At 37.7% G+C, this 21,673-nt stretch carries 16 protein-coding genes and 1 pseudogene; 8 read left to right on the top strand and 9 right to left on the bottom strand.

Annotation, left to right across the window (positions count from 1 at the left end; translation table 11 throughout):
• Positions 1-575: 575 nt before the first annotated feature.
• The 3 genes from TY21_RS01315 to TY21_RS01325 all read right to left on the bottom strand — a co-directional run bounded on the left by TY21_RS01315 (position 576) and on the right by TY21_RS01325 (position 5,649).
• Positions 576-1,892 carry a leucine-rich repeat domain-containing protein gene (locus TY21_RS01315; RefSeq protein ID WP_197725072.1) on the bottom strand — a complete coding sequence of 439 codons (1,317 nt, stop codon included), beginning with the start codon at positions 1,890-1,892 and terminating at the stop codon, positions 576-578.
• Positions 1,893-2,429: 537 nt separating this feature from the next.
• A complete protein-coding gene (locus TY21_RS01320) occupies positions 2,430-3,770 on the bottom strand; it encodes a leucine-rich repeat domain-containing protein (protein ID WP_130589467.1) in 1,341 nt (446 codons plus the stop codon).
• Between the two features lie 538 nt (positions 3,771-4,308).
• The gene (locus tag TY21_RS01325) at positions 4,309-5,649 is read right to left on the bottom strand and encodes a leucine-rich repeat domain-containing protein (protein WP_130589468.1); all 1,341 of its coding nucleotides are present in this window, start codon (positions 5,647-5,649) and stop codon (positions 4,309-4,311) included.
• 212 nt (positions 5,650-5,861) lie between these two features.
• On the opposite strand from TY21_RS01325, the gene TY21_RS01330 reads away from it, so the two are divergent.
• Both TY21_RS01330 and TY21_RS01335 read left to right on the top strand, forming a co-directional pair.
• Entirely contained in the window at positions 5,862-6,371 is a 510-nt protein-coding gene (locus tag TY21_RS01330) for a winged helix-turn-helix domain-containing protein (RefSeq protein WP_130589469.1), read from the top strand.
• The gene (locus TY21_RS01335; protein ID WP_255501527.1) at positions 6,359-6,901 is read left to right on the top strand and encodes an IS630 family transposase; all 543 of its coding nucleotides are present in this window, start codon (positions 6,359-6,361) and stop codon (positions 6,899-6,901) included. Before TY21_RS01330 ends, TY21_RS01335 begins: the two co-directional genes overlap by 13 nt.
• Positions 6,902-7,369: 468 nt before the next feature.
• Here the strand turns inward: TY21_RS01335 and TY21_RS01340 are convergent, their stop codons facing one another.
• From TY21_RS01340 to TY21_RS01360, 5 genes are all read right to left on the bottom strand, one after another.
• Positions 7,370-8,179, bottom strand: a complete 810-nt coding sequence (locus TY21_RS01340; RefSeq protein WP_197725073.1) for a leucine-rich repeat domain-containing protein — start codon at positions 8,177-8,179, stop codon at positions 7,370-7,372.
• On the bottom strand, positions 8,146-8,685 hold the full coding sequence (locus TY21_RS01345) for an F-box protein (RefSeq protein ID WP_130589470.1): 540 nt from the start codon (positions 8,683-8,685) through the stop codon (positions 8,146-8,148). Before TY21_RS01345 ends, TY21_RS01340 begins: the two co-directional genes overlap by 34 nt.
• Before the next feature lie 519 nt (positions 8,686-9,204).
• A complete protein-coding gene (locus TY21_RS01350; protein ID WP_197725074.1) occupies positions 9,205-10,203 on the bottom strand; it encodes an F-box protein in 999 nt (332 codons plus the stop codon).
• Positions 10,204-10,736: 533 nt separating this feature from the next.
• Complete coding sequence (locus TY21_RS01355; protein ID WP_052354440.1) at positions 10,737-12,011, bottom strand: F-box-like domain-containing protein; 1,275 nt, start codon at positions 12,009-12,011, stop codon at positions 10,737-10,739.
• Positions 12,012-12,073: 62 nt separating this feature from the next.
• Positions 12,074-12,367 (bottom strand): hypothetical protein, encoded by a 294-nt coding sequence (locus TY21_RS01360; protein WP_042239811.1) that lies wholly within the window; start codon positions 12,365-12,367, stop codon positions 12,074-12,076.
• 4 nt (positions 12,368-12,371) lie between these two features.
• Here TY21_RS01360 and TY21_RS01365 point away from each other — a divergent pair.
• The 3 genes and pseudogenes from TY21_RS01365 to TY21_RS01375 form a co-directional block, all read left to right on the top strand.
• A pseudogene (locus TY21_RS01365) lies at positions 12,372-12,485 on the top strand (transposase); the annotation flags it as partial.
• A gap of 253 nt (positions 12,486-12,738) precedes the next feature.
• A complete protein-coding gene (locus tag TY21_RS01370; RefSeq protein ID WP_042239813.1) occupies positions 12,739-13,206 on the top strand; it encodes a DUF4440 domain-containing protein in 468 nt (155 codons plus the stop codon).
• Complete coding sequence (locus TY21_RS01375) at positions 13,203-14,060, top strand: DUF2156 domain-containing protein (protein WP_042239815.1); 858 nt, start codon at positions 13,203-13,205, stop codon at positions 14,058-14,060. Before TY21_RS01370 ends, TY21_RS01375 begins: the two co-directional genes overlap by 4 nt.
• 95 nt (positions 14,061-14,155) lie before the next feature.
• On the opposite strand, the gene TY21_RS01380 is transcribed toward TY21_RS01375, so the two are convergent.
• Positions 14,156-14,749, bottom strand: a complete 594-nt coding sequence (locus TY21_RS01380) for a DNA-3-methyladenine glycosylase I (protein WP_042239817.1) — start codon at positions 14,747-14,749, stop codon at positions 14,156-14,158.
• Positions 14,750-14,880: 131 nt separating this feature from the next.
• On the opposite strand from TY21_RS01380, the gene TY21_RS01385 reads away from it, so the two are divergent.
• The 3 genes from TY21_RS01385 (at position 14,881) to TY21_RS01395 (ending at position 21,182) form a co-directional block, all read left to right on the top strand.
• Positions 14,881-17,103, top strand: coding sequence for a hypothetical protein (locus TY21_RS01385; RefSeq protein WP_042239819.1), 2,223 nt, complete (start codon positions 14,881-14,883; stop codon positions 17,101-17,103).
• 482 nt (positions 17,104-17,585) lie between these two features.
• Entirely contained in the window at positions 17,586-18,263 is a 678-nt protein-coding gene (locus TY21_RS01390) for an MIP/aquaporin family protein (RefSeq protein WP_042239820.1), read from the top strand.
• Positions 18,264-19,004: 741 nt separating this feature from the next.
• Positions 19,005-21,182, top strand: a complete 2,178-nt coding sequence (locus TY21_RS01395; protein WP_052354441.1) for a cation:proton antiporter — start codon at positions 19,005-19,007, stop codon at positions 21,180-21,182.
• The last annotated feature ends 491 nt before the right edge of the window (positions 21,183-21,673 follow it).

Consider the following 21,673-nt stretch of genomic DNA (forward strand, 5'->3'; position numbering starts at 1 on the left):
GGCAACCTGTTTACTGCCTAAATGGCGTCCGGCATAAAGATAGCGTGAACTTAGTCTAGGCTTTTGTATGGAACGTGGGAACCTCATAGATGATGTTAAGAGAAAACCATATAAGTGAAGAACACAAAGTGGGAAATATCGAAGCATGTATGAGGGGCAGATCAACTCGTAGTAGTGAGGAAGCCTTTGTAATGAAGGGGGAGCGAAGGGGTTGAATTGTTCAATCCACCTCAATAAGTCAAGTAGAAATACGAGGAACTTATGGGGGTGGGGAAAAGGCTGGAAAGCTTGAAGAACAATAGGAGCCGTATGAAGCGAGAGTTTCACGTACGTGTCTGTGGGAGCCTAAGGGGGAAGTTCCCTTGGGCGACCCGATTCCTGTCAAGAAAGGTTGTTCTCCCAGCCATAGCAATCTGCAGAAAAAAGAGAAAAACTTCTTGCATTATAAATGTGTAGGTTAGCTTAAGCTCACTTAGTTGCCGGAAGAAAAGCTGATTACTTGTTTAAAGATAAGATGGCTAAAAGTTTTTACTTCATTTTAGCCCCTCCCAATTTAAAAATTACTTACGGCTATTCTACAATTGAAAACGCTGCCTTATTTTTTCTGCAATATCTTTCAACGGATTTTTCGCTAATTCAAGCTTGGTAAGCTTAGACAATTGTCCGATTTCTGCAGGCAGACTGGTGAGCTGGTTTTGCTTTAAGTAAAGCCATTGCAGCCGAGACAGCTGCCCAATTTCTGCAGGCAGAGCTATGAGCTGGTTTTGATTTAATTCAAGCACTTGCAGCTGAGACAATTGACTTATTTCTGCAGGTAGGCTGGTGAGCTGATTTTGATTTAAGTGAAGCCATGCCAGCTGAGACAGCCGCCCAATTTCTACAGGAAGACTGGTGAGCTGGTTTTGATTTAAGTCAAGCCTTTGCAGCTGAGACAGCTGCCCGATTTCTGCAGGCAGAGCGGTGAGCTGGTTTTGATTTAAGTAAAGCAATTGTAGGTGAGACAATTGACCTGTTTCTACAGGCAGGCTGGTGAGCTGGTTTTGATTTAAGTAAAGCCCTTGCAGCTGAGGCAGCTGCCAGATTTCTACAGGCAGACTGGCGAGCTGGTTTTGATTTAAGTAAAGATATTCCAGCTCAGACATCTGCCCAATTTCTGCAGGAAGACTGGTGAGCTGGTTTTGATTTAAGTTAAGCATTTGCAGTTGAGACAATTGGCCTATTTCTGGGGGTAAATAAGTCAAGCCTACTTCAGATAAATTTAGCGAAGTTAAGTCTTTACAATTTCCTTCAATCCAATCTCTAAGAAGCTCTCCTTTTTTTCCTAGAGGCAAGTGCTTAATTTTTTCTCGGCTCAAGTATTCTTCCCCCCCAGGAAGTTTTTTCCAAACTAAAAGGCGATTAATATTTAAGAGACAAGAAGAGTAATTAGCCAGAGTTAAGTCTCTTTTTTCTTCTGTCTTCTCTTTAAATTCCAAAGGAGAAATAGATTGAGCTAAGGTAAAAACTTGTTTAAAAACTTGATAAACTTTTGAGGAGTAGTTAGCTAAAGTAAAATATTTTTTTTCTTCAGTCTTCCATTTAAATTCTAGAGGGGAAAGAGAACTAGCTAAAGTAAAGATTTGCCTAAAAATTGCATTTACCTTTGCTGTTTCAGAAAGTCTACTTTCTAGCTTATAAATCCTATCTAAAATAAAAGCCTGCCTGTTAATATCCCCTTGGGAAACATGTACTTTACCTATTTGTTTATAAAGAGAAGGCATCACTTCAGAAGCCAGCAGATGATACCATCTTTTACAGACGCTAAATAAGGAAGGAACTGCGCAAGCCTCTAAGATAGGGAGCAACAATTCATTGGGCAAGCTTTCAATAGAGGCCGAAGAGATAGGATGCATTTTATTTCCTTAGGTAGTGATGACTTTTCAGTACTTTTATTTTTTAAAGATAATATAAAAAAATTAAAAAGGCAAGTCAAACGAATTCGTATCCTTATCAATGAAAAACAATTCGCAGATGATCTACCGGCTCTTTTTTTCAGATAAATTCAAGGAAAGAGGGGAGACCTTCCAAGCATTTAGGAGCAGCCACAGGTTTTGGGGATTAAGTGACGCGGCAATATTAGTTTGGATAAAAGAATGAGATTGATTCTTTGCCTTATTTGAGAAAAACGGCTCTTTTTGGTGCCTTGTTTTAATTCTTCTAACGAATGATGGAATACAATACGCCTAGCTTCTTCCTGTCAAGAAAGGTTGTTCTCCCAGCATAGCAATCTGCAGAAAAAGAGAGAAACTTCTTGTCATTATAAATGTGTAGGTTAGCTTAAGCTTACTTAGTTGCGGGAAAGAAAGCGGATGACTTGTTTAAAGATAAGATGGCTAAAAGTTTGTTATTCATTTTAGCTTACCCCAATTTAAAAAGTACTTACGGCCATTCTACAATTGAAAACGCTGCCTTATTTTTTCGTCGATATCTTTCAAAGGATTTTCCGCTAATTCAAGCTTGGTAAGCTGAGACAGCTGCCCGATTTCTGTAGGCAGAGCGGTGAGCTGGTTTTGATTTAAGTGAAGCCATTGAAGCTGAGACAGCTGCCCTATTTCTGCAGGCAGAGCGGTGAGCTGGTTTTGATTTAAGTCAAGCGTGTGCAGCTGAGACAGCTGCCCGATTTCTACAGGCAGGCTGGTGAGCTGGTTTTGATTTAAGTCAAGCGTTTGCAGCCGAGACAACCGCCCAATTTCTACAGGCAGGTTGGTGAGCTGGTTTTGATTTAAGTAAAACTCTTGCAGCTGAGACAATTGACCTATTTCTGCAGGCAGAACGGTGAGCTGGTTTTGATCTAAGTAAAGCCCTTGCAGCTGAGACAATTGACCTATTTCTGCAGGAAGGCGGTCGAGCTGGTTTTTATTTAAGTCAAGCGTTTGCAGCTGAGACAATTGACCTATTTCTGGAGGAAGGTCGGTGAGCTGGTTTTGATTTAAGTCAAGCAATTGTAGCTGAGACAATTGACCTATTTCTGTAGGAAGGCGGTCGAGCTTGTTTTGCTTTAAGTAAAGCACCCCTAGTTGAGACAGCTGCCCGATTTCTGTAGGCAGATTGGTGAGCTTGTTTTGATTTAATTTAAGCATTTGCAGCTGAGACAATTGACCTATTTCTGCAGGCAGGCTGGTGAGCTGGTTTTGATTTAAGTTAAGCGATTGCAGCTGAGATAACTGGCATATTTCTGGGGGTAAATAAGTCAAGCCTACTTCCCATAAATCTAAAGTCGTGATGTTTTTACAATTTTCTTCAATCCAATCTCTAAGAAGCTCTCCTTTTTTCTCTAGAGGCAAGTGCTTAATTTCTTCTCGGCTCAAGTATTCTTCCCCACCAGGAAGTTTTTTCCAAAGTAAAAGGCGATTAATATTTAAGAGATAAGAAGAGTAATTAGCCAGAGTAAGATACCTCTTTTCTTCTATTTGCACTTTAAATTCTAAAGCTGAAAAAGACTTGGCTAAAGTAAAGATTTGCCTAAAGATTGCATTTACCTTTGCTGCTTCAGAAAGCTTTTCTGCTAGGTTATAAATCTTATCTACAATAAGAGCCTGCTCCTTAACATTTCCTTGAGGAACATGCACTTTACCTATTTGCTTATAAAGAGAAGGCATCGCTTCAGAAGCCAGCAGATGATGCCATCTTTTACAGACGCTAAATAAGGAAGGAACTACGCAAGCCTCTAAGATAGGGAGCAGCAATTCATTGGGCAAGCTTTCAATAGAGGCCGAAGAGATAGGATGCATTTTATTTCCTTGGGTAGTAATGACTTTTTATCATTTTTATTTTTAAAGGCAATATAAAAAAATTAAAAAAGCAAGTCAAGCGAATTCGTGCTCTTATCAATGAAAAGCAACTCACAGATGACCTACCAGCACATTTTTTTAGATAGATTCAAGGAAAGGGGGGAGACCTTCCAAGCATTTAGGAGCAGCCACAGGTTTTGGGGATTAAGTGACGCGGCAATTTGGATTTGGTTAAAAAGAATAAGATTGATTCTTTGCCTTATTTGAGAAAAACGGCTCTTTTTGGTGCCTTGTTTTAATTCTTCTTCCGCATGATTGAATACAATACGCCAGTTTCTTCCTGTCAAGAAAGGTTGTTCTCTCAACCATAGCAATCTGCAGAAAAAGAGAGAAACTTCTTGTCGTTATAAATGTGTAGGTTAGTTTAAATTTGCTTAGTTGCCGGAAGAAAAGCTGATTACTTCTTTAAAGATAAGATGGCTAAAAGTTTTTTATTTCATTTTAGCTCACCCCAATTTAAAAAGTACTTACGGTCATTCTACAATTGAAAACGCTGCCTTATTTCTTCTGCAATATCTTTCAAAGGATTTGCTGCTAATTCAAGCTTGGTAAGCTGAAACAGCTGCCCGATTTCTGTAGGCAGAGCGGTGAGCCGATTTTGGCTTACCTTAAGCACTCGCAGCTGAGATAGTTGCCCTATCTCTGCAGGCAGACTGGTGAGCTTGTTTTGATTTAATTGAAGCGCTTGCAGCTGAGGCAGCTGCCCAATTTCTGCAGACAGGCTGGTGAGCTTGTTTTGATCTAAGTAAAGCGTTTGCAGCTGAGACAATTGCCCGATTTCTGCAGGTAGGCTGGTGAGCTTGTTTTGATTTAATTCAAGCCTTTGCAGCTGAGATAGCTGCCCGATTTCTGCAGGCAGGCTAGTGAGCTTGTTTTGATTTAAGTAAAGCAATCGTAGCTGAGACAGCTGCCCAATTTCTGCAGGCAGGCTGGTGAGCTTGTTTTGATTTAAGTTAAGCCCTCGTAGTTGAAACAGTTGCCAGATTTTTTCAGGCAGGCTGGTGAGCTGGTTTTGATTTAAGTCAAGCAATTGTAGCTGAGACAATTGGCTTATTACTGCAGACAGGCTGGTGAGTTGGTTTTGGATTAAGAAAAGCCCTTGCAGCTGAGACAGCTGCCCGATTTCTATAGGCAGACTGGTGAGTTGGTTGTGATTTAAGTAAAGCTCTCGTAGTTGAGACAGCTGAACGATTTCTGCAGGCAGACTGGCGAGCTGGTTTTCTCTTAAGTCAAGCGTTTGCAGCTGAGATAGCTGGCCTATTTCTGGGGGTAAATAAGTCAAGTTTAATCTAGATAAATCTAAAGTCGTGATGTTTTTACAATTTTCTTCAATCCAATCTCTAAGAAGCTCTCCTTTTTTTCCTAGAGGCAAGTACTTAATTTCTTCTCGGTTCAAGTATTCTTCCCCGCCAGGAAGTTTTTTCCAAAGTAAAAGGCGATTAACATTTACAAGATAGGAAGAGTAATTAGCCAGCGTTAAGCCTCTTTTTTCTTCTGTTTTCCATTTAAATTCTAAAGTTGAAAGAGACTTGGCTAAAGTAAAGATTTGCCTAAAGATTGCATTTACCTTTGCTGCTTCAGAAAGCTTTTCTTCTAGCTTATAAATCCTATCTACAATAAGAGCCTGCTCCTTAACATTTCCTTGAGGAACATGCACTTTACCTATTTGCTTATAAAGAGGGAGCATGACTTCAGAAGCTAGCAGATGATGCCATCTTTTACAGACGCTAAATAAGGAAGGAACTACGCAAGCCTCTAGGATAGGGAGCAGCAATTCATTGGGCAAGCTTTCAATAGATGCCGAAGAGATAGGATGCATTTTATTTCCTTTGTTAGTGATGACCTTTTATTAATTTTTATTTTTAAAGACAATATAAAAAAATTAAAAAAGCAAGTCAAACGAATTCGTATCCTTATACCATTTAAACGAACTCCGTAAGTAGCAGCTATTGAGAATTGCAAACAGTCTTTTTCTAAATTCAAATAAGGAGGATAATTTAGGGAGAGAAAAGGTTTGGAAAGGAGGAAACCATGTTTGTAGCTTTTTATCATACAATAGAGGAATTAAACGCCATGGCAAAAAAGAAAGCCTATGGCAGTTACAGTTGTAAACTAAGAGCAGTGGTGATGGCGATGGAAGGAGAAAGCGCATATCAGATAGGAAAAGCGCTAGGTTATTGTACAAGCGCTATTCAAAAATGGATCCGAAGGTATAATGCTCAAAATTTAGAGGGCCTGAAAGATAGGAGGCCTGTAATAACAGGAAGAAAAAGAGCTTTAACGTTTGAGCAAGAAAAAGCTTTCTTAGAGAGGGTAGAAAAAGGGCCTGAACCTGACGAAAGCATCAATGTTTTCCACCTAGTTGATCTACAAGCTATTCTAAAAAAAGAGTTTGGTAAAAACTTAACCTTGCAAGGAATTTGGACAATCTTACGTCGCAGCCGCTATACGCCTTTGGTTCCTCGTCCTCAGCATTATAAAGCTAACCTAAGGGACCAAGAAGCCTTTAAAAAAAAATTCCAGAAGTCATCACCAGCTTAAACAAACAATTTCCCAAGAAAAACATCGAAATTTGGTTTGAAGATGAGGCACGGCTTGGGCAACAAAGCACCTCTACTAAGGTATGGGCAAAAAAAGGAACGCGGCCAAAAGCTCCTAGGCAGACAGAATATAAAAATCTGTATGTAGCTACAGCTGTTTGCCCACGTTCAGGGCAAGCAGAAGGGATGATTTTACCTTTCTTAAATAGCCAAGGAGTGGAAATTCTTCTTAAGCAAGTTAGTCAATCGCTGCCTGCTTCTTCCCATGCTTTGCTAATTTTAGACCGAGCTAGCTATCATACTAGTAAAACGCTTAAAGTTCCTTCCAATATTCACCTGCTCTTTCTACCTCCTTATAGTCCTGAACTTAATCCTGTTGAAAACTTATGGCATTACTTGCGTAGCCATTTTTGGTCTAATCGTATTTATCGGGGTTATAAAGAACTAGAAAAGATGGCAATAGCTTCTTGGAGAAAGGTATGTCTGCAAGAAAAAAGAATGAAAAGTTTATGTGCTGTATCGTATGCCTAATTGTGTAAGGAGTAATTTAAAAGCGTATTATCAATAAAAAACCACTCACAGACGTCCTATGAGTGTTTTTATTTCAAATAAATTCAAGGAAAGAGGAAGCCTTCCAAGCATTTAAGAGCAGCCACAGGTTTTGGGGATTAAGTGACGCGACAATTTTGGTGTGGCTAAGAGAATGAGATTGATTCTTTGCCTTATTTGAGAAAAACGGCTCTTTTTGGCGCGATGTTTTAATTCTTCTATCGAATGATGGAATACAATACGCCAGTTTCTTCCTATCAAGAAAAGTTGTTCTCCCAGCCTAGCAATCTGCAGAAAAAGAGAGAAACTTCTTGTCGTTATAAATGTGTAGGTTAGCTTAAGCTTACTTAGTTGCGGGAAGGAAAGCGGATTACTTGTTTAAAGATAAGATGGCTAAAAGTTTTTACTTCATTTTAGCCCCTCCCAATTTAAAAATTACTTACGGCTATTCTACAATTGAAAACGCTGCCTTATTTTTTCTGCAATATCTTTCAACGGATTTTTCGCTAATTCAAGCTTGGTAAGCTTAGACAATTGTCCGATTTCTGCAGGCAGACTGGTGAGCTGGTTTTGCTTTAAGTAAAGCCATTGCAGCCGAGACAGCTGCCCAATTTCTGCAGGCAGAGCTATGAGCTGGTTTTGATTTAATTCAAGCACTTGCAGCTGAGACAATTGACTTATTTCTGCAGGTAGGCTGGTGAGCTGATTTTGATTTAAGTGAAGCCATGCCAGCTGAGACAGCCGCCCAATTTCTACAGGAAGACTGGTGAGCTGGTTTTGATTTAAGTCAAGCCTTTGCAGCTGAGACAGCTGCCCGATTTCTGCAGGCAGAGCGGTGAGCTGGTTTTGATTTAAGTAAAGCAATTGTAGGTGAGACAATTGACCTGTTTCTACAGGCAGGCTGGTGAGCTGGTTTTGATTTAAGTAAAGCCCTTGCAGCTGAGGCAGCTGCCAGATTTCTACAGGCAGACTGGCGAGCTGGTTTTGATTTAAGTAAAGATATTGCAGCTCAGACATCTGCCCAATTTCTGCAGGAAGACTGGTGAGCTGGTTTTGATTTAAGTTAAGCATTTGCAGCTTAGATAACTGGCATATTTCTGGGGGTAAATAAGTCAAGCCTACTTCAGATAAATTTAGCGAAGTTAAGTCTTTACAATTTCCTTCAATCCAATCTCTAAGAAGCTCTCCTTTTTTTCCTAGAGGCAAGTGCTTAATTTTTTCTCGGCTCAAGTATTCTTCCCCCCAGGAAGTTTTTTCCAAACTAAAAGGCGATTAATATTTAAGAGACAAGAAGAGTAATTAGCCAGAGTTAAGTCTCTTTTTTCTTCTGTCTTCTCTTTAAATTCCAAAGGAGAAATAGATTGAGCTAAGGTAAAAACTTGTTTAAAAACTTGATAAACTTTTGAGGAGTAGTTAGCTAAAGTAAAATATTTTTTTTCTTCAGTCTTCCATTTAAATTCTAGAGGGGAAAGAGAACTAGCTAAAGTAAAGATTTGCCTAAAAATTGCATTTACCTTTGCTGTTTCAGAAAGTCTACTTTCTAGCTTATAAATCCTATCTAAAATAAAAGCCTGCCTGTTAATATCCCCTTGGGAAACATGTACTTTACCTATTTGTTTATAAAGAGAAGGCATCACTTCAGAAGCCAGCAGATGATACCATCTTTTACAGACGCTAAATAAGGAAGGAACTGCGCAAGCCTCTAAGATAGGGAGCAACAATTCATTGGGCAAGCTTTCAATAGAGGCCGAAGAGATAGGATGCATTTTATTTCCTTAGGTAGTGATGACTTTTCAGTACTTTTATTTTTTAAAGATAATATAAAAAAATTAAAAAGGCAAGTCAAACGAATTCGTATCCTTATCAATGAAAAACAATTCGCAGATGATCTACCGGCTCTTTTTTTCAGATAAATTCAAGGAAAGAGGGGAGACCTTCCAAGCATTTAGGAGCAGCCACAGGTTTTGGGGATTAAGTGACGCGGCAATATTAGTTTGGATAAAAGAATGAGTTTGAGAAAAACGGCTCTTTTTGATGCAATGTTTTAATGCTTCTACTGAATGATGAAATACAATACGCCAGTTTCTTCCTATCAAGAAAAGTTGTTCTCCCAGCCTAGCAATCTGCAGAAAAAGAGAGAAACTTCTTGTCGTTATAAATGTGTAGGTTAGCTTAAGCTTACTTAGTTGCGGGAAGGAAAGCGGATTACTTGTTTAAAGATAAGATGGCTAAAAGTTTTTACTTCATTTTAGCCCCTCCCAATTTAAAAATTACTTACGGCTATTCTACAATTGAAAACGCTGCCTTATTTTTTCTGGAATATCTTTCAAAGGATTTTCTGCTAATTCCAGCCCATGCAGCTGAGACAGCTGCCCAATTTCTGCAGGAAGGCTGGTGAGCTGGTTTTGGCTTAAGCCAAACGTTTGCAGCTGAGATAAATGCCCTATCTCATTAGGAAGATTGGTAAGCTGGTTGTTGTTTAAGCCGAGCCCCCGCAGCTGTGATAGCTGCCATAGCTCTGCAGGCAGAGCGGTGAGCTGGTTTTGATTTAAGTAAAGATATTGCAGCTGAGACAATTGACCTATTTCTGCAGGCAAAGCGGTGAGCTGGCTTTGATTTAAATCAAGCACTAGTAGTTGAGACAGCTGCCCGATTTCTGCAGGCAGAGTGGTGAGCTGGTTTTCTCTTAAGTTAAGCACTTGCAGTTGAGACAATTGGCCTATTTCTGAGGGTAAATAAGTCAAGCCTGCTTTAGATAAATCTAAAGCCATGATGTTTTTACAATTTTCTTCAATCCAATTTCTAAAAAACTCTCCTTTTTTCTCTAGAGGCAAGTGCTTAATTTCTTCTCGGCCCAAGTATTTTTTCCCACCCGGAAGTCTTTCCCAAAGTAAAAGGCGATTTATATTTAAGAGATAAGAAGAGTAATTGGCCAGTGTTAAGCCTCTTTTTTCTTCTGTTTTCTCTTTAAATTCCAAAGGAGAAATAGATTTAGCTAAGGTAAAAACTTGTTTAAAAACTTGATAAACTTTCTCGGTAGAGGTAAGTGCAGGATTGAGTTGATAAACTTTAGCTAACAAAAGAGTTCGCTGGGTAGTGATATTCTTCCTGGGGAAGTGAAGCTGGGCTATTTTCTTATAAAGAGAAGGCATCACTTCAGAAGCCAGCAGATGATGCCATCTTTTACAGACGCTAAATAAGGAAGGAACTACGCAAGCCTCTAAGATAGGGAGCAGCAATTCATTGGGCAAGCTTTCAATAGACGCCGAAGAGATAGGATGCATTTTATTTCCTTAGGTAGTGATGAACTTTTATCATTTTTATTTTTAAAGGCAATATAAAAAAATTAAAAAAGCAAGTCAAACCAATTCGTATCCTTATCAATGAAAAACAACTCACAGGTAATCTACCACGCTTTTATTTTAGAGAGATTTAAGGAAAGGGGGGGCTTCCAAGCATTTAGGAACAGCCCCAGGCTTTGGGGATTCAGTGACGCGGCAATTTTGGTGTGGCTAAAAGAATGAGATTGATTCTTTGCCTTATTTGAGAAAAACGGCTCTTTTTGGCGCGATGTTTTAATTCTTCCACCGCATGATGGAATATAATACGCCTAGCTTCTTCCTGTCAAGAAAGGTTGTTCTCTCCGCATAGTAATCTGCAGAAAAAGAGAAAAGCTTCTTGTCATTATAAATGTGTAGGTTAGCTTAAGCTTACTTAGTTGCGGGAAGGAAAGGAGATTACTTGTTTAAAGATAAGATGGCTAAAAGTTTTTATTTCATTTTAGCTCACCCCAATTTAAAAAGTGCTTAAGGCCATTCTACAATTGAAAACGCTGCCTTATTTTTTCTGCAATATCTTTCAAAGGATTTTCCGCTAATTTAAGTATGGTAAGCTGAGACAATTGCCCGATTGCTGTAGGCAGGCTGGTGAGCTGGTTTTGATTTAATTCAAGCGTTCGCAGCTTGGACAGCTGCCCGATTTCTGTAGGCAGAGCGGTGAGCTGGTTTTGATTTAAGAGAAGCGCTCGCAGCTCAGGCAGTTGCCCGATTTCTGTGGGAAGATTGGCAAGCTGGTTTTGATTTAATTCAAGCCTTTGCAGCTGAAACAGCTGCCCGATTTCTGCAGGCAGACTGGTGAGCTGGTTTTGATTTAAGTTAAGCCATGCCAGCTGAGACAATTGTCCGATTTCTGCAGGAAGGCTGGAGAGCTGGTTTTGATTTAAGTAAAGCCATCGCAGCTGAGATAGCTGCCCGGTTTCTGCAGGCAGACTGGCGAGCTTGTTTTGATTTAATTCAAGCCTTTGTAGCTGAGACAATTGCCCAATTTCTGCAGGAAGGCTGGAGAGCTGGTTTTGATTTAAGTAAAGCCATCGCAGCTGAGATAGCTGCCCGATTTCTGCAGGCAGACTGGTGAATTGGTTTCGAATTAAGCCAAGGTTTCGCAGCTGAGACAGCTGCCCGATTTCTGCAGGAAGGCTGGAGAGCTGGTTTTGATTTAATTCAAGCCCTTGCAGCTGAGACAACTGGTATATTTCTGAGGGTAAATAAGTCAAGCCTACTTTAGATAAATTTAAAGCCGTGATGTTTTTACAATTTTCTTCAATCCAATCTCTAAGAAGCTCTCCTTTTTTCTCTAGAGGTAAGTGCTTAATTTCTTCTCGGCTCAAGTATCCTTCCCCACCAGGAAGTTTTTTCCAAAGTAAAAGGCGATTAATATTTAAGAGATAAGAGGAGTAATTAGCCAGAGTTAAGCCTCTTTTTTCTTCTGTTTTCTCTATAAATTCCAGAGGAGAAATAAATTTAGCTAAGGTAAAAACTTGTTTAAAAACTTGATAAACTTTTTCGGTAGAGGTAAGTCCAGGATTAAGTTGATAAACTTTAGCTAACATAAGAGTTCGCTTGGTAGTGGTATTCTTCCCGGGGAAATGAAGCTGGGCTATTTTTTTATAAAGAGAAGGCATCGCTTCAGAATCTAGCAGATGATGCCATCTTTTACAGACGCTAAATAAGGAAGAAACTGCGCAAGCCTCTAAGATAGGGAGCAGCAATTCATTGGGCAAGCTTTCAATAGATGCCGAAGAGGTAGGATGCATTTTATTTCCTTGGGTAGTAATGACCTTTTATCATTTTTATTTTTAAAGGCAATATAAAAAAATTAAAAAAGTAAGTCAAACGAATTTGTATCCTTAATCACCAAGAGGGTATCGGCTAACTTGTTAAGCAAAGAGCAAGCTAATATGCTTTGTAGGCGATAGCTAGATATAGAAGGTTTTTGCTCAGCCTTGGGCCGACTAGACATAGTATGCTTTTGAGTTGCAATAAATTGAGGTTCTACAATCTGTATATATTTAAATTTTTTTACAAACTTATCTAATTGGCGTTTAGCATCGTTTGGACATGAAAACTCTTGATGCATGAGCTTAATAAAGGCTTTGGCTTCCTTTTTCACTGCCCTTGTTGTAGGGCTCCTGGCCTTGTAACACATGTGGGGGATTTCTGATGAAAATGTAATGTATCGATGGGTAGAAAATGCTTACTGGCAATATTTTTGTGGGTATGACTTTTGGCACCAGGCGCCACCCATCTTACTTCTTTAATTAACACGAGTCATTGGATAAGGAAATAGTTGAAAAAAGACCTTTAACTCGCGTTAAATATAAAAGTGTACGACTTTTAAATTTGCATGTGATTTAGGCTTAAATATCTCCTGTAAGGAGAGAGCATAAAATAGCTAAAGTAATAAAAAATTTACTATCAATATCTTTCTGATTGCGAATATAAATTTTAAAAGATAAGTTAAACAAAAAAAAGGAGGAACTGATGACACGCTTTTTATTTAGCTTATTCCTATGGGCGAGTGCCTCTTTATTTGCCCAGAATGAATTGCCTCTTGCTTCTATGGAAATAAACAATTTTTTACAATCCTTTGATGCTGCTTGGAATACACATAACACAAAAGCTTTAATTTCTTTATGGAGTCCACAAGGAGATTTTATGACTCCTCAGGGACGCTGGATCATGAATCCAACTCAACTTGAGAAGCACTTTAAATCAGGAAAACTTGGCTTTTATGGAAAAAGTACAATCAGTCAATCTTTAGATGCAGCTCGTTTATTAAATCCTGAGCTTGTAATAGTGGATAGCACAGTCAGATTGGATAAGGGGGTTAAAGATGATCCTCTTAACTCCCTTTTGCAGCATGCTGTGTATATTTTAATAAAGAATAAAGAGCAATGGAAAATTTTAAGCCTTAGAATGTATCAATTTCAACCCCAGTCTGCCGAATGATTATAAAGCCCCTTACATTGGAGCATCAACCTCTTCTTTCGCCGGCCTGGCGAGATCTTTGTGTAACTTATGACTTGCATTTTGCCGAGTATAGTTTTGCCAATGCTTTTTTATTTCGAAAAAAGTATGCTTACCAGTTTGTGGAATGCTCAACTCCTTGCCTTCAAGGAAGATGGCAGAATAATGATTGTTTTGTCATTCCTAGCGTGCCCCCTAAGCAAATAAAATTTAAGCTTTCCGAGCTTTTGCCAGGCTGTACCTGCTGTTTTTTTCCTCTTCCAGATGCTTGGGTAGAAGATTGTCAAAAAATGAATATGTCTTTGATCTCTTGCCGAGCCGATACAGACTATCTTTTTCGCAAGTCCAAATTGCAAACTTTACAAGGTAGAGAATTAAGCAGCCGAAGAAATTTATTAAATCAGTTAGAAAGAAAATATTTTCTTGAGTCCAAAGAAATTAAAGAGGAAAATATACAGGAGGCTTTTAAGCTACTGGAGAGATGGCAATCTCAAAAGGAAGACTCTAAAGAAATAACCGATTACTACTCTTGTTTAGAAGCATTAACATACATTTCCAAATTACATCTCTTTGGAAGAATTGCCTATGCTGACGGCCAAGCCTTCGGATTTACTCTGGGTGAACTCCTGACTCCAAAAACAGCTCTATTGCATTTTACCAAAGCTTTAACTTCTATTAAAGGAGCGACACCCTTTCTTTATCGAGATTTTGCTTTAAGCCTACCTGATAGTGTGCAGTGGATCAACCTAGAGCAAGATTTAGGAATTCCTGCCCTTAGGCAAGCTAAAAATGCATATAATCCTGATCTATTATTAACTAAATGGAAGGCTTCATAAGGATTAGCTTAAGAAACTGCCATGGCAAAGAAAAAGCCAAAAAACAAGGGATAGTAAGCAAGGGTTTTTATCTCTAACCTATTAATATTCAATATTTAGCTTTCTTGGACATAGCAGAAGCAGTCTTGTGTATGGTCATTAACCATACCCACTGCTTGCATATAAGCATACATGATAGTAGGGCCTACAAATTTGAAATTTCGACGTCGTAAATCCTTACTCAAGGCTCGCGATTCTTCTGTTTCAGAGGGAACTTCTTTGATACTTTTCCGATAATTATTTTTAGTTTTCCCTCCTATAAATTGCCAAACGTAGGCATCAAAAGTGCCAAATTCTTCACGGACTTCCATGAATCTTTGAGCGTTGTTAATAGCCGCTTGGATTTTTAAACGATTTTTGATAATCCCCGAATTTTTCATTAAATTTTCTACTCTCTGCTGATTAAATTTAGCTATCTCTATCCAATTAAAATTAGCAAAAGCTTCGGCATAATGTAGACGGCGCTTAAGGATTGTCTCCCAACTGAGGCCAGCTTGAGCGCTTTCTAAAATTAAGAACTCAAAGTGCTTAAGATCGTCATGGACGGCGACACCCCATTCGTTATCATGATATGCTTCATAAAGTTGATGATCTTTTGGCACCCAAGCACATCGTGGGCGTTCCTGCAGGTTAGTTAAATTTTTTTTCATTTAAATCTAGGGGGTAAAAAGTTCTTTAAATGTTTTATTCTTAGGTATCCATTTTGTTATAAGAATAAAATACTTGTATATAACATGAAAATTAAGCATATATAAAATAAATTTAAAAAAGAGGGCGCCAGATGAATACTATTCCTAATTCTATACATAAAAGCCAAGAAAATAATCTCAATAGCAAAGATTTTGATGCTCGTGGTTCTACCAAAGGAAAACATCATTCAGTACAAGATCTTATTACCCTCTTTACGCCGCCTCAAGAACCCGAACAAGGGGCCACTAAGAAAAAAATAACAGCTAGTGTACGGAAACGTAACTTAGAAAAAGAACGCTTAGCTGCTAAAGAGGAAGAAATGGGAGAGAAGCTTACTTTAAAAAATTCACTCTTTTCTCGCCCGCTCCTGAATAACAATTGTGCTGATTCATCACTTTCCATGCATCGGTTAAACTCTTCCACGAGTTTTGAGCTGAGTACCTATTCTCAAAGTAACTCTTTTGGTTGTAGCGATTGTATAAAAATTTTTTCACCTACTCCTAGGGAGATAAATATTTACGATTTTTTTAAAAGCGAGGAAGGGGTAATTTCTCTAAAAGAAGCTAGAAATCTCCCTTTGCATGCTGTTTTACTATCTTTACGTTTACTAGGCTACGAGGTTATTAAAGCCTCTGAAGAAAAAATATATCTTTCGGAAGGCTTAAAGGAAGCGGAAAAGGCTTTAAAGCTAGCTTTAGAGAAGTTTTTTGAGGAATCGGAAAAGTTTTCCGAATCGTCGTTAGATAAGGTTTCTCCAATCTGGGATGCCCAGCATGAAACGAGGCTTTTAGATTTAGTTCAAAAATTCTTAAAGGATAAAATCTTTTTGGATGCAGAGTTGATGACTGAACGTAATAAAAAAATTATTAAAAAGTATGCTCCTCATACAGCAGAATTATTTAATAATATCGGTCGACTTGAAAAAAGAAATTATTTATTGCAGGATAAAATACAATTATTTATGGCAGGGGGGGCTTCAAAGATAAATAATTCTTCGTCTCCTCGCAGAAATGTCTCATTTTCACCAGGGGTAAAACAAAGTACTTCTTTCTCTTCCCTTTCCTCATTAAATATTACCTTGAGGAAAAAAGAGGAGATAAGCATAGAATCAATTGAAACGTTAGAATATGCCAAAATTTCCAATGATTATCTTTACTTAAAGCAATTAAAATCTATCGTAGAGGCCCATAAAGTTAGTTTGCTAAAGTTTAGCCAACATATTAAGTCTTTTGATCCCAAGTTAGGAATGCAAGATTGTTTTAAGGGAACACTTGTGGAAAAAATTGTCTATTTAATAAATGAAAATGCAACGTCACTTTTGTCCACCATCAATACTACACCTTTAAAATTGATTGGAAAAATATTAGTCAAAACTCTTAGCTTGATTGAAGATCACCTAGAGAGGCAGCTAAATCCCCAATTAGAATTTATTCATTTAAAATTGCTTGAAAATTTAAAATTAAGAGAAAGTGAAATTTCTTCTAAGCAAGATTTAAAAGAGAAAGTAATAGATAATTTAATAAAAAATCCTTTAGAGAATTTTAGTGATATTGAACGCATTTTAGTAGAGGAGGATAATATTATCCATTTATATGAGGAAGGCCAAACCCTCGCTATATCAGGAAAGACAGCGGACGAGCGTTTTTATTCTTTATTAGAAATCTTTAGTGCACGCTTCTTTGGGAGCCCTCACTTATTTAAATTTCTTATCGATAAATTAAAAAACTTTTATCCCGAGGAAAAAAAAGTAATTTCCGACCTACAAAAAGGATATGAGATGCTTATAAATTTCCATCTTATCGATAGGGAAAGGCTAAATGAAGAGGTAGAAAAAAACTTTAGTAAAAAAATTTCTCTCGATCAAGCTTTAATTTATTTAAAAATAAGTTATAACTTTCTTCAGCAAAACCTTGTTTATTTAATTAGTAATGCGATGTTAAACACCAGACGAAGCAAATTCCGTCAAAAAAATCTTTCTCTTAAAACCCCTAGGCTCTCTACCAAGGAAGAAAAAAATCAAATTTATGTTATTTTTAACGAGCAGGCGTGTGAATTTAAATATTTAAGGAGGGATGGGCTTGTTGAAAAAGAAGCCATACTAACTCAGCTTTATTCTTTTAAATTACCTTATCCCCACCAACTTATCCATACCGAGCTGGAGATTTTTTTCTCAGGGATACATCTTTATTTTTCTTGTCCTCAAAAAGTCTTTGAAAACCATGAAACCTTGCAAGAAATGGTTTTCGATCTGAAATTAATAGGAGAAACTTTTGAGATAGATCAATTAGATATTCAATTAACCTCGTCTATTTAACATCAAATTTTAACAATAGCTCTATACCTTTTCTTAAACCGCTAAACACCAGAGCCTGAAAGAAAAATATTAAGAAAAAACTTTTTAGTTGCTGGTAAAGGCAGAAAACCCTCTTTTTTGTAAGCGGTCACAAGGTAGGCCCAGCTTTAAAGGTGATTTTGAGGGTATCTGCAAAGTCAAAAATGCTTGCAAATAGCTGTCTTTTCTATTTATTGCACTTTCCGGTTTACATTACTTCTTTATCTTTAGAAACTTAAGTAGTTTTATCCCTCGCGAACGCTTACTCTTTTTCTCTCAATTTTTTGTAAATAATATTTTATAAAAAACATTCCTCAAATATTTTCTTTTCTAAAAGTCTTGAGATTATTTGCTAATTTTATTATGTATAGAAGTGTTTTATGATAAAAATTTATAAAATTTACTTGTTTGTTAGCAAAATGTAGCGGTCTTTTTTTTACAAATAGAGGGGAAAGGGGGTTTATATGAATATAGCTTGGTTGTTAGCAGAATTTATTGGCACATTTACTCTCATCTTTATTGGTGCAGGATCCATTTGCTTAAATGAGATGACCCATGGGGGAGTGGGGTTGTTAGGAATCGCTGTTGCTCATGGCCTTGCCCTTGCAGTAATGGTATCAGCGTTGGCACACATTTCGGGAGGAAAGTTTAATCCCGCAGTGAGTTTGGCAGTGTGGGCTGGTGGCCAGCAAAGTACGATTCTTACCTTTACTGAAATAGTCGCTCAACTTTTAGGCGCTATTGTAGGAGCTTTTGCTTTACAAGGGATATTTCCTGCTGCTACTCTTTCTCTAGCTAAGTTAGGAACTCCTATGATAGAGTCTAGCTTATCTAGTTCCGTAGGAATTTTTACTGAAGCTACCTTGACTTTTTTACTCGTGCTAGTGGTTTATGGAACGGTTATAGACACACGAGGGGATTCTAAAGGCATCGGCGGATTTGCGATCGGGGGTTTTATCTTATGTGGCATATTAATGGGAGGGGGACTAACCGGGGCTGCCATGAATCCTGCTAGAGCTTTTGGCCCTGCTCTTGTGGCAGGCGAGTGGGCTTATCAATATGTCTACTGGATAGGGCCTATCATAGGTGGACTTCTAGCGGGAATCTTATATAGCCGGCTACTAATGAAGCATAAACTTTAAGAACCTCATTTTACAATGAGTGAGTTCTTAAATAAAGCTAATCGCTTAGTATGCTTTTTTTCTTGGCTAAGGCAAGTGTTTGATAAGCCCAGCTTTTAAGATTACTCATCCATAAAAATGTTAGCTGCTTAAAAGCATACAGAACAAGGGTAGGGAAGTAAAAAATAAAGTTAATATTTAAGATAAATTTTTTTAGGCTCGTTTTAAAAAGAGATCGTTTCATGGATAAATTTCATAAAGGGAGTGGGGTATTTTTTCAGTCTGCTTGTTCCATTCATTTTTTATAAGTTATCGTTTAAGTCTCTAATATCCTTTATTAACTTTTACTCCATGCATGGCTTATTTAATCATTAGAGAAAGGACAGCTATCTTTCATATAGGTATAAGTTAATCTTGCCTAGAAATAGTTCAAAAGCCTTGATATCTTTTCGCTTTAACTTTTTATAAAATCTTTGCAAGTCAGTTTTTTTTAAAATTTTTGCTTCATTCTTTAAATTTTTATTAAGCCTACAGCTAGTGTCTTCCTCGTCTTTTTTTGATTCTATCTTCTCTAATCTTTTATGAATTAAAGGTTTGAAAAGCTTAGCAACAACCGACTCTAACCTCATTTATCTATGAAAGCAAAATGTATAATCGATGAATAGAAAAGCTTTATACATCAATGAAAAAAAATAATGTTTTTCATTTGATTACTCTTATGAAATAGGTAGAATGGCCAATAGAGTATTAAATTAGGTGACTATGCATCAACCACCTCTTATAGAAGATCTAGCAGTAGTATTATGCATAGCGGCCATAATGACTGTACTTTTTCAAAAGATTAAGCAGCCTACTGTCCTAGGTTATCTGATAGCAGGTATTATTATCGGCCCTTACACTCCTCCTTTTTCCTTAATCGATGATGAATTTGAAATTAAATTACTCGCTGAACTTGGGATAATTTTCTTAATGTTTTCATTAGGCTTAGAATTTACTTTCGGTAAATTAAGAAGACTAGGGCTATCGGCGATTATTATAGGTTTATTCGAAGTTGCCTTAATGGTTATCATCGGTTTTTTTGCGGGCAAAATACTCGGCTGGTCTCCCTATGAATGCCTTTTGTTAGGCGCCGCTTTATCGATCTCTTCCACTACTATTATTGTTAAAGCCTTGGAAGAATTTAATCTAAAAAGGTTCTCATTTGCTGAGCTAATGGTTGGGGTACTTCTAATGGAAGATTTGCTAGCTATCTTATTGCTAGTATATGTTTCAACCTTGGGGGCTCCTGGAGAAGTTCTCTCCACCCGAATCGTATCAACCTCTTTAAAGCTTTTGCAGGTAATTACCAGCTGGTTTCTTGTAGGCTATTTTGCTTTGCCCTATATTATGCGGAAAATACAAAATTATATTACTGCCGAGACTTTGACTATTATCTCTGTAGGATTATGCCTTTTCCTTAGCTCTGTAGCCGTTTACTTTAACTATTCGGCTGCATTAGGTGCCTTTATTATGGGCTCTATTCTAGCCGAAACACCTTTAGTCCATAAAATCGAAAAATTAACTTTGCCCATCCGGGATATATTTGCTGCAGTATTTTTTGTATCGGTAGGAATGTTAATTGATCCGCTACTAATTATAAAATATTGGCCTTCTATTCTCATCCTTTCTTTAGTAACTATTACCGGCAAGTTTTTAACTAGCGGCTTAGGAGCGTTATTAGCAGGACAAAGGGTTTCTGATTCAATAAGGATCGGTTTTAGCATGGCTCAAATAGGAGAGTTTTCATTTATCATTGTTGGATTAGGAAGTTCATTGGTAGCTACCGATGGATCCTTGTATCCTATCGTGGTCGCTATTTCAGCAATTACCACTTTTGCTACCCCTTATTTGATAAAACTTAGCCTGCAGATTAGCTATCGTATTGAAAACTCTATGCCTCAGAAGGGGGCCATGCTATTGAAAAAATATCATGCTTGGATACTTCCTATTGTGAGGGGCCACTTGGGGCCCAAGGGGATGGAAGAAAAAAAGATCGTGCGCTTCATTGTCAATGCTATCATTATGGCTATCTTAGCGACAATAAGTGCCCAAGTGATTATTCCTCGCTTTCTTCCTATAGTAGATCAACAATGGCCATTTCAGTTTATCTTTTGGTTAATGCTCTACATACTAGCCTCTCCTTTTATTTGGGCAATGTTATTTACCTATCCTTCTTCAAAAGCCAACAAAAAAGCCTGCATGTTACAGATATTGCTCTGGGTCATCACCGCCGCTGAATTGAGCATGTTATCTTGTCTATACCTTTCCTTTCCCTGGGTAGCAATTCCGCTAAGCATTGTTCTCTCTATTTACTTTACCCTATTTTTTCGGCCGCTTAAGAGGTGTTACACATGGTTGGAAAATCGCCTGATTAATAATTTGACTTGCAAACATGAGCTAGATGAGACTCTCTTACAAGGCTTAGCTCCTTGGGATAGTACCTTGGTAAAAATCAAAGTTAAAGAGCATTTTCCTTTTATTGGCCAAAGTTTAGAGGAGTGTCGCTTACGTCCATCTTTTGGAATTAATATCGTGGCCATCCAAAGGCATCTAAAGACAATTTGGTTACCTAATGCTCAAGAGCGAATTTTGCCGGAGGATGAATTGGTCGTTTTGGGAGAAAATGAGGAAATTAACCGATTCAATTTATCGATACAACGTATTAAAGAGGTTGTGGATTTAGAGGAGTCTCCAGCTATGGAGATTCAAAAAATGTATGTCGATGCAAACCCTTGCCTTCTTCATGTGCCTATCTCAAGTGCCATTGTTAAGCAGCATATAAAAGGGCTTATTGTAGGTTTAGAAAGGAACGGGAAGCATATTTTAAATCCTCTTTCTCCTACTATTTTACAGCAAGGAGATATTTTACTTTATATTGTTAAAAAAGATGAAAGAATCTAAAGGTCAATTTACTGCTTTAAAGCAGCTTTACAGTCTATACAACCTCCAATCGGTGGTATGTTCATTTTTCGCCTAGCTCTAGGGCCTTGATTGATAAGTTCTAGCTTACGAGAGAGGCAAGAAATGCCTAATTTTTCAACAACCTTTAGCATTTGCCTATCTGATTGAAAGCTGTTGCTGCTATTCATCCATTAGGATGTTGCTGGAACTATGGCTAAATGCTAGTCAATGTTGTTGGATAAATTTATAGCTTTGTTAAGTTTCGTAACTTAAACAAAATTTATCTAACTTGGATCTGCTTACTTCTCCTTCCCTATAGCTTTAAGTCGTTGAATAACAGAGGCTATCTTTAAAGTTATATGCTTTCAAGCTACTTCTTATGTAATCCCGTACTTTATAAAATTCCTCTCATTAAGTAGAGAGGCAACTTTCATAAGGTTAGGTATGCAGACTTAGCTTTTTTAAAGGGTATTAATTTCTTTTTATCCCTG

The sequence above is a fragment of the Neochlamydia sp. S13 genome (genome assembly GCF_000648235.2).
Lineage (GTDB): Bacteria > Chlamydiota > Chlamydiia > Chlamydiales > Parachlamydiaceae > Neochlamydia.